Genomic DNA, 4,245 nt, shown 5'->3' on the forward strand with positions numbered 1-4,245 from the left:
GATTAATCAACCAAAACAAAATTCGACTCTACCTTTAGAGTCTAAATTATTTTTAAATGTGTCTAATTTTCATTGACATATTCCATAGGGCTGTTTTTTTATCGCTACCGCAAACCCGTCTTTTGCAACCTACATCCGTGTACGCCTGGAAAAGACCCTTTACTTTGCGTCCCCTGATCACTCGGGGTTTGCTCTTATCGTGATGTATTTTTATTGATAAGGTGTGTTAGTGTGTGCAAGATACATTGTTTTTTCCCCATGTCAAGAAAAAAAATAAAAATGATTTCTCTAAAGAGGCAAGGCCACAGACCTATAAAACATTTGGAACCACAGATTCCGCAGATTACACAGATAAAGATTCTTGCTAATAGTTCACCGCAGAGGGCGCGGAGAAGACGGAAAAATAATGGAAAGGAAGAATTGTTGTACTTTGTTAATGTTTTATCTCTATCGCATCCTCAGCGATCTTTGCGTTCTCTGCGGTGGGTTGAACTATAACTATTTTTCTGACAAATCAAAATCTTTCAGGATGACCAGAAGAAATCCCGAATGTAAAATGTATTGCCATAAGTATCAAAAAGAGTAAAGATCATCCGGGCATTAAAAGAATATGGATTTGAATTTCTGAGGGAGGGAGGGAGGGAGGGAAGTAATCATACCATTTTTACCAATGGAAAACTTAATATTCCAATTGGCAGACACAAAGAAATTGACCGTGATACAACAAAGCTCATTGCTAAGGGGTTTATATCATAACATCGTGAACTTTTGTGAACATCGTCTAAACTTTCTCCAAAAACAATTTTGGAGGAGGAGACGATGGAGAATCAAAAAGAATATGAAAAACGGTATCAAGCGATACCGTTGTATAAGAAGGGTCACGGATACAACAAGATACTTCCGTTGGTACAAAGGAGTCGTGGATGGCTGTATAAATGGCTTAGCAGATACAAAGATGTGGAAACAAAGGTCTCAGAGATCGCAGCCGTGCACCGAGACGAATTTGGAGAAAAATTTCTGGACGATTGGTTAAACAAAATACTTTCTCTTCGAGAAGAACTGGAGGCTCACAAGACACGTTGATCTGCTTTTTCTGGCATAGACGCCGAAGTTATCCGATGGGAACTCGATCAGGGAAAGATTCGGGATATACCATCGATACCTACCATTGCACGAATACTTTCTCGATATGGAAAAACGGGCAACAAACAAGGGCGGAAGGAAAATGAAAAAAAACAACCCTATCCCTACGTTAAAGCGGGAAATATGGGAGAACTCCACCAGACTGATCTTGTAGGGCCAAGATTCTCAGGGGTACTGACAAGGTTATCCGATTTTATACGTTTCATACGGTGGATGTTGCAGGGCGTACTGTCTGGGCGAGTCAGTTTACCGACAAGCAGTCGATTTCTCTGAGCAAACACCTGCTTGAAACATGGAGAAACCTTGGAATCCCAGAGGTATCGCAGATGGACAATGAAATGGCTGCCACGGGAGGAGGTAGATACCCGTATAGTATTTCTCAGGTTATTCGCCTTCATCTGCTTTTGGGTATTCACGTAGTATTTATTCCACAAGGCGAGCCGGGAAGAGATGCCACGGTTGAGAGTTTTAATGATCTTTGGCAGGAAAGGGTACTGAGAAGGCATACCTGTCTTTCCCTTACACGATTGAGAAAAGTCAATGAGCAATTTCTGAGATATTATCCGTATAAAAAACCGCACCGCGGGCTTAGGAGTTTATTCATAACAACTTGAACAACTTACTGATTTGTGATAGGTTTTATGCATGGAGAATGCAGATAGAATATCAATGAAATATAATAAACTCTCGTTACTTTTGGACGAGCGATCTTTTCGGTTCTGTATGGCAGCAGATGCTGAATCGCTAGGATATGAGGGTGTTAGCCAAGTAGTTAAATCAAGTGGTGCATCGAGAACAACAATACATACAGGCATCCAAGAGTTGAGGCAGTGTGATTTAAAGCTGGACGAAAAAGTTCAGAGCAGTACAGGTAGAGTCAGAAGACCTGGGGCAGGCAGAAAACGCCAGAAAGAAACCGATGAAACATTACTGGCAGATATGGATACACTTCTCGACCCTGTTACGCGAGGCGACCCGATGTCGGCACTTCGCCGGGCATGCAAGAGCACCACAAACCTTGCTGCTGAGTTACAGTCCATGGGGCATGCCGTTTCACAGGCAACCGTGTGGCGTCTATTGGATGAACTTGGTTACAGCATGCAATCTAACAGAAAGACGCGAGAGGGAATTGAACACGAGGACAGGAATGCGCAATTCCAGCACATCAACACAACGGTGAATGATTTTTTGCGGCGTAATTTGCCGGTTATCTCTGTAGATACCAAGAAGAAGGAATTGATAGGCAACTTCAAGAATGGTGGGCGGGAATGGCAGAGAAAGGGCGAACCGCTTGAAGTGAATATGCATGACTTTGCCAACAAGGAGCTTGGCAAAGCAATTCCGTATGGTGTATAGGATATAGGAAGGAATGAAGGGTGGGTAAGTGTCGGTGTAACGCACGACACTGCGGAGTTTGCCGTTGAGACAATACGTCGTTGGTGGAAACAGATGGGTCAGCGTGTATATCCGAAGGGGAAGGAACTTTTGATAATGGCAGATGGTGGCGGCAGCAATGGTGCGAGGGTTCGATTGTGGAAGCTGAAGCTACAGAGGCTTGCGGATGAATTGGCAATGGTTATCCATGTCAGGCATTTTCCTCCTGGCACCAGTAAATGGAATAAAATTGAGCATCGTATGTTCTGTCATATTACAGAGAATTGGCACGGTCGTCCGCTGGAAAGCATGATGACCGTTGTGAATTTGATCAGTAATACAAAAACTACAAAAGGGTTGACTATCTCCACCGGACTCGATGAAAGATTATATGAGACAGGGACAAAGATTACCGAAGATCAGATGAAAACGCTCGCAATAACAAAATGTGATTTTCATGGTGAGTGGAACTATCGCCTATCTCCACGTCGTCACAGAAAACACTAAGTTGTTCATGTTATTTTGAATAGACTCCTTACGGCTTCCTGGACGAACGATACTTTACTCTTAAAATTATACAAGCTTTTGCAAACGAATTGGGATAAGAACCAAAAATATATTATCGAATGTCCAGATGTGTCGCCCTCCTCTTTTGTGAAATTCACTGAACGGAAATTGTCATTTTGAAAGATTCGACCCCCATCTTTTCTTCTGACACCATCGCTCACCCAACTTCAACTTAGCTCACACCTTGTCAATTTTAAATTGCCTTTCATGGAAACCCATCCATCTTACGTTATCACAGTAACATGTTATATTGTTTTATTACATTTTATCTTGACAATATTTTTTTTATCCCATAGCATACAGGGCATGTCTAAACCTATTCAATATCCACGCCACGCAAAAAACAGGATGCGTTGACATGAAATTACAGAATCCGAAATAGAACTTACGATACAGAAACCTGATTTTGTTGAGCCATCAACAGAAAACAGGTTGAATGCATGGAAAAAGACGTTCGAAAAATATCTCAGAGTGACATACAGAGAAGAAACAGATAAAATACTCGTTATAACGGCCGTGAAAAAACAGAAAGGATGGAGGTAATTTAACGTGAAGATAGAATACGATAAAGAAGCAGATGCCTTATATATCCAACTAAAAGAGGTGCGTGTATTCGATAATATTGACATAGAAGACGGCGTTACCATTGATGTTGATGAAAAAGGGCACATTATTGGCATTGAAATCCTCGATGCAACAAAAAAACTGTCCCGGGAATCTCTCTCAAACATAATTATCGAAAACCTCCCTATTGAGAAAGTTGAAACTGTTACGATTTAAAAATAACTCATCGCAGTGCCCGATGATTCGCCGTGCTTTCTAGGTAAGCGCTCCGTTTGTATGTGACAACCGTAAAGAAATAGATTGCACCAGGTATCCGTGCCCTCCAATAGTTTGGCATATTTATATCTTATATCGATGCAATTTATAGGGAAGGCTTCGTCTGCCAAATCAAACACATCAATAGGATGTAAGGTAAACATGGTTCATCGTTACTTATACTAAGATGCATTCAAAGGAATACTAACAATCCAGTCGAAGCCAGCTATCCCGGCGATTTTTTTCTTGTCATTTTCCAGTGTCACCAAAGCGTCCATGAGTATGTCCTCAACTGCAGCCATACTATCAAACATCTTGTTCGCAAACCACTTCTCGCGTATC

General features: G+C 41.6%; 4 protein-coding genes and 1 pseudogene. All 5 read left to right on the forward strand.

Annotated features, from left to right (window positions below; all coding sequences use genetic code 11):
• Positions 1 to 591: 591 nt before the first annotated feature.
• The 5 genes and pseudogenes from BIY37_RS14395 to BIY37_RS10185 all read left to right on the forward strand — a co-directional run bounded on the left by BIY37_RS14395 (position 592) and on the right by BIY37_RS10185 (position 3,864).
• Entirely contained in the window at positions 592 to 756 is a 165-nt protein-coding gene (locus tag BIY37_RS14395) for a hypothetical protein (protein WP_420886192.1), read from the forward strand.
• A gap of 63 nt (positions 757 to 819) precedes the next feature.
• Complete coding sequence (locus tag BIY37_RS10170) at positions 820 to 1,083, forward strand: helix-turn-helix domain-containing protein (RefSeq protein ID WP_070067739.1); 264 nt, start codon at positions 820 to 822, stop codon at positions 1,081 to 1,083.
• 269 nt (positions 1,084 to 1,352) lie between these two features.
• Complete coding sequence (locus tag BIY37_RS10175; RefSeq protein ID WP_070067740.1) at positions 1,353 to 1,757, forward strand: integrase core domain-containing protein; 405 nt, start codon at positions 1,353 to 1,355, stop codon at positions 1,755 to 1,757.
• 31 nt (positions 1,758 to 1,788) lie between these two features.
• Positions 1,789 to 3,024, forward strand: a pseudogene (locus BIY37_RS10180) (ISAzo13 family transposase).
• Positions 3,025 to 3,633: 609 nt separating this feature from the next.
• Positions 3,634 to 3,864: a DUF2283 domain-containing protein gene (locus tag BIY37_RS10185; RefSeq protein ID WP_070067741.1), complete on the forward strand. Its 231-nt coding sequence runs from the start codon at positions 3,634 to 3,636 to the stop codon at positions 3,862 to 3,864.
• The last annotated feature ends 381 nt before the right edge of the window (positions 3,865 to 4,245 follow it).

The organism is Candidatus Brocadia sapporoensis (genome assembly GCF_001753675.2).
Lineage (GTDB): Bacteria > Planctomycetota > Brocadiia > Brocadiales > Brocadiaceae > Brocadia > Brocadia sapporoensis.